The following is a 5,031-nucleotide window of genomic DNA, read 5'->3' on the forward strand; positions in this document are numbered from 1 at the left end:
AGATCATATCTCCCCCCACCCCGAGCCAGTGTTGCATGGCCCGTATGAACCGGATCGGACAGGTGCAGGTGGAGGACGACAGAAAGTTTTACTACAAGCGATGTTCGCGCTGCGGCTTTACGGTCCGGGAGTTCATGTCAGCGATTGACATTGAGCGCCTGCTGGGCTTGGGAGTGTCGGACTGGGATCACACAGAGGCTTGGCTTGACCGGATCCAGCACGAGGTCGAGACTGAAAGAGCCGCCTGACCTGTCTGCCGACAGGCAGGCCGGTGAGTTCGTTAGAGAGGGTGCAACAGTAAGAGATGGTTACGAAACAAGCGGTGCTTGAGGCGCTTGCCAAGATCCAGGATCCGGACCTCCATCGCGACATCGTCTCGCTTGGCTTCATCAGGGACGTGCAGATCAATGGCGGAAAGGTGAGCTTCATCATTGAACTGACGACCCCCGCTTGCCCGGTCCGAAAGCAGATGGAAGAGGGCGCCCGGCAGGTCGTGGCCGCTCTCCCGGGTGTGGAGCAGGTAGAGGTCACTATGACCTCTCGTGTTACCACCTCACGCGAGCCTCAGCCTTCGTACTTGCCGGGGGTGCTCAATACGGTGGCTGTCGCGAGCGGCAAAGGGGGGGTCGGCAAATCAACGGTGGCGGCAAACCTGGCCGTTGCCTTGATGCAGACAGGTGCCAAGGTCGGGCTCATGGATGCGGACGTCTACGGTCCGTGCATTCCGAAACTCATGGGCGGCGGTGGCGCATTGCAGCAGACGGAAGCCGGGAAGATGATTCCACCCCTGATGCATGGGGTGAAGATCATGTCCATGGGGTTCTTCCTGCCAACAAATGAGGCGGTGGTCTGGCGGGGTCCGATGCTGCACAAGATGGTCCAGGAATTCCTGGGCCACGTCGAGTGGGGGGAACTGGACTACCTGGTGATCGATCTGCCGCCAGGGACGGGCGATATCCAACTGAGCCTGTGCCAAACGATTCCGCTCACAGGCGCCGTGATCGTTTCTACCCCCCAGGATGTGGCGCTGGAGGTCGCTTCCAAGGCTATCCTGATGTTTGAGAAGCTCAAGACCCCGATCTTGGGGATTGTCGAGAATATGAGCTACTATGCCTGTTCGCAGTGCGGCCACCGAGATGAGATCTTCGGGCATGGCGGGGCGCGTGCGGCGAGCGAGAAGGCAGCGATCCCGTTTCTTGGCGAGATTCCGCTCGATCCATATATCCGTCGCAGTAGTGACGAGGGGAGACCAGTGGCCATGGAGTCGGCTGACTCGCCCGTGGCGAAAGCCTTTTACGAGGTGGCGGGCTGTTTGGCCGCCAGGATCAGCATCGCCAATGCGGCTACTGATGCGCCCCGGAGGCCACCGGTAGTGACGATGCGGTAGGGCGCGGCGCGCAAAATGTGTGGAAAAAAGAGGTCGATGGCGCTAGGATAAAGTGTTATGGTTGGGTACGCCCACCGTCCCAAGTACCGGGACCGGGTGAACAGGCCCCCCGTTGCGTGAGGTTCAGAAAGAGTGGAAGAAGGTGAGGTCATGAGCAGCAGCTCGAAGGCGATCGAGGCCCTGGCTAACCAGGAATATAAGTACGGGTTTGTGACGGAGATCGAAGAGGAGGCCGTTCCTCACGGACTGAATGAGGATACCATTCGTCTCATCTCCGCCAAGAAAAATGAGCCCGACTGGATGCTGCAGTGGCGCCTGAAGGCCTACCGGCATTGGGCGAAGCTGGAAAAGTCAGAGGCAGAGCCGAAGTGGGCCAACGTCAAGTATCCGCCCATCGACTACCAGGCCATCCGGTACTACGCGGCCCCCAAGCAGCAGACGGCAGTACCGACGAGCCTCGATGAGGTTGATCCGAAACTGCTGGAGACGTTCGAGAAGCTGGGCATTCCCCTGTCGGAGCGAAAGCGGCTCAGCGGCATCGCGGTCGATGCGGTGTTTGACAGCGTCTCGGTGGCCACGACCTTCAAGGGGAAGCTCGGCGAGCTCGGGATCATCTTCTGTTCCTTTTCCGAGGCGGTGCAGAACCACCCGGACCTGGTCAGAAAGTACCTGGGGTCGGTGGTGCCCTACACCGATAACTTCTTCGCCACGCTGAACTCCGCCGTCTTCAGCGACGGGTCGTTCTGTTATATCCCGAAGGGCGTGCGCTGCCCGATGGAGCTTTCAACCTACTTCCGGATCAACGCCGCTCAGACGGGCCAGTTCGAACGGACCCTGATCATTGCCGATGAGGGCGCCTATGTGAGCTATCTGGAGGGGTGCACCGCCCCGATGCGGGACGAGAACCAGTTACATGCGGCGGTCGTGGAGCTGATCGCCCACGACGACGCCCAGATAAAGTACTCGACGGTCCAGAACTGGTACCCGGGCGACAAGGAAGGCAAGGGCGGCATCTACAACTTTGTCACCAAGCGGGGTAAGTGCCAGGGCAAGCGCGCCAAGATCTCCTGGACGCAGGTAGAGACCGGTTCGGCGATCACCTGGAAGTACCCGAGCTGCATCCTGCAGGGTGATGACTCGACCGGAGAGTTCTACTCGGTCGCGCTGACCAACCATTACCAGCAGGCGGACACCGGCACCAAGATGATCCATATCGGTAAGCACACCAGAAGCACCATCATCTCGAAGGGAATCTCCGCCGGCCACGGACAAAACAGTTATCGTGGACTGGTCAAGATCATGAAGGGGGCGACCGGCGCCCGGAACTACTCGCAGTGCGACTCCTTGCTGCTCGGCGATCAGTGCGGCGCGCATACCTTCCCGTACCTCGAGGTGACGAATAACTCCTCGCAACTCGAGCACGAGGCGTCAACGTCCAAGATCGGCGAGGATCAGCTCTTCTATTGTAAGCAGCGCGGGATCTCGGCCGAAGATGCCGTCAATCTGATCGTCAACGGGTTTTGCAAGACGGTCCTGCGCGAGCTGCCGATGGAGTTCGCCGTGGAAGCCCAGAAGCTGCTGGGTGTGAGCCTTGAGGGAAGCGTTGGATAATTCGGGGAGAGGTATGCTGGAAATCAAAAACCTGCACGCGCAAGTCGGCGACAACGAGATTCTGCGTGGCATCGATCTTGTGGTTAAGGCAGGTGAAGTCCACGCCATCATGGGTCCGAACGGTTCGGGCAAGAGCACCTTGGCCCATCTGCTTGCCGGTCGAGACACCTGCAAGGTCATGGCAGGCGAGGTGATCTATGAGGGGAAGGACCTGCTCCGGATGCCTCCGGAAGAGCGTGCTCGCGAGGGGCTCTTCCTGGGCTTCCAATACCCGGTCGAGATCCCCGGGGTGAGCACCAGCTACTTCCTGAAGGCGGCAGTGAATGCCACACGAAAACACCGCGGCCTCGAAGAGCTGGATGCCATCGACTTTCTCAGCCTGATCAAGGAAAAGATGAAACTTGTCGAGCTGGACCAGAGTCTCTTGAATCGTCCGCTCAACGAAGGCTTCTCCGGCGGGGAGAAGAAACGAAACGAGATTTTCCAGATGGCCGTGCTCGAACCCAAGCTGGCGATCCTGGACGAGACCGACTCCGGCCTGGACATTGATGCGTTACGGATCGTGGCGAACGGCATCGATGCGCTCAGGAGCCCGGACCGCGCCATGATCCTGATCACCCATTACCAACGGCTGCTGAACTACGTGACTCCCGACTTCGTTCACGTCCTCTCTGAGGGGCGGATTGTCAAGTCGGGGGGGCGGGCGCTGGCCCTCGAGCTCGAGGCGAAAGGGTACGACTGGATCAAAGCGGAAGCCGAGATCGCCCAGCAGACGATCGTGTAGGAGGCAGCGACGGCGTGATGCTTCAAGTTGCAGAAGAGCTGGACAGCTATCGGGTAGACTTCGAGCGGATCAACAGGGATAGCGCGGACGGGCGGCCTCAGTGGTTCAACCTTATTCGCACGGCAGCGTTCGGCCGGTTCGCCGAACTGGGGTTTCCCACGACTCGGCTCGAGGATTGGAAGTACACCAACGTCGCCCCGATCGCCAAGACCCCGTTCACGCGCGCTGGACAGGCGTGGGGGATGCGGCCGGCCGAATCCCTCGAACTTTTTGGCTTCGAGGAAGTGGCGTGCGCCCAGCTTGTCTTCGTGAACGGGCGGTACGCATCCGATCTGTCATCGCTTGAGAAGCTTCCAGAAGGTGTCGTGGTGAGCAGCCTGGCAACGGTTCTCGCCTGCAACCCGGCATCGGTCGAGGGACACCTGGCTCAGCACGCCGGTTACCACGATCAGGCGTTCGTGGCCCTCAATACCGCCTTCATGGAAGATGGGGCGTTCGTATCCATCCCGAAGGACACGATCGTTGAGGCGCCCATCCACCTGCTGTTTATCTCCTCCGCGCCCTTCGGCTCGGTTCCGGTGTCGTACCCCAGGAACCTGATCGTGGTCGGATCTCACAGCCAGGTCCGGATCGTCGAGAGCTACGTGGGCCTGAAACATGACATCTATTTTACTGATGTGGTCACCGAAATCGTCGGCGGCGAGAACGCAGTGATCGACTATTATAAGGTGCAGCGGGAAAGCGAGGAGGCCTTCCACGTGGCAACGGTGCAGGCACAGCTTAGCCGCAGCAGTACGTTCTCGTCCCACACCATTGACCTTGGTGGCGCCCTCGTCCGGAACAATCTGGACGTGGCGCTTAACGGGGAAGGGGCTGAGTGTTTCCTCAATGGCCTCTATATGGTGACGGGGCGGCAGCACGTGGATAACCACACGCGGATCGATCACGCCCAGCCACATTGCAGCAGCCGTCAGCTCTATAAGGGTATCCTCGATGGGAAGGCGAGGGGGGTCTTCAACGGCAAGATCGTTGTGCATAAGGCCGCCGAGAAAACTGATGCCAAACAGGTCAACAAGAACCTCCTGCTGTCCGAGGATGCTGTGATCGACAGCAAGCCGCAGTTAGAGATCTTCAACAATGACGTGAAATGCACCCATGGTACGACCATCGGCCAGCATGACCAGGAAGCGATGTTTTATCTGCGTTCTCGCGGCGTCGATCTTGCGGCTGCCGGGAGTCTGCTGACCTA

The 5,031-nt window shown here is 59.6% G+C and carries 5 protein-coding genes; all 5 read left to right on the forward strand.

Features of this window, described 5'->3' with window-relative positions; all coding sequences use genetic code 11:
- On the forward strand, positions 1-248 hold a 248-nt coding region (locus PHV01_RS12685; RefSeq protein ID WP_337291523.1), incomplete at its 5' end, for a hypothetical protein.
- Positions 249-304: 56 nt separating this feature from the next.
- Positions 305-1,387: an Mrp/NBP35 family ATP-binding protein gene (locus tag PHV01_RS12690; RefSeq protein WP_337291524.1), complete on the forward strand. Its 1,083-nt coding sequence runs from the start codon at positions 305-307 to the stop codon at positions 1,385-1,387.
- Positions 1,388-1,537: 150 nt separating this feature from the next.
- A complete protein-coding gene (gene sufB, locus PHV01_RS12695; RefSeq protein ID WP_337291525.1) occupies positions 1,538-2,998 on the forward strand; it encodes a Fe-S cluster assembly protein SufB in 1,461 nt (486 codons plus the stop codon).
- Positions 2,999-3,011: 13 nt separating this feature from the next.
- Positions 3,012-3,782: a Fe-S cluster assembly ATPase SufC gene (sufC, locus tag PHV01_RS12700; RefSeq protein ID WP_337291526.1), complete on the forward strand. Its 771-nt coding sequence runs from the start codon at positions 3,012-3,014 to the stop codon at positions 3,780-3,782.
- Positions 3,783-3,799: 17 nt separating this feature from the next.
- Positions 3,800-5,031, forward strand: a 1,232-nt coding sequence (gene sufD / locus PHV01_RS12705; protein ID WP_337291527.1) for a Fe-S cluster assembly protein SufD, incomplete at its 3' end; no start/stop codon positions are given.

Source organism: Candidatus Methylomirabilis sp. (assembly GCF_028716865.1).
Classification (GTDB): Bacteria; Methylomirabilota; Methylomirabilia; order Methylomirabilales; family Methylomirabilaceae; genus Methylomirabilis.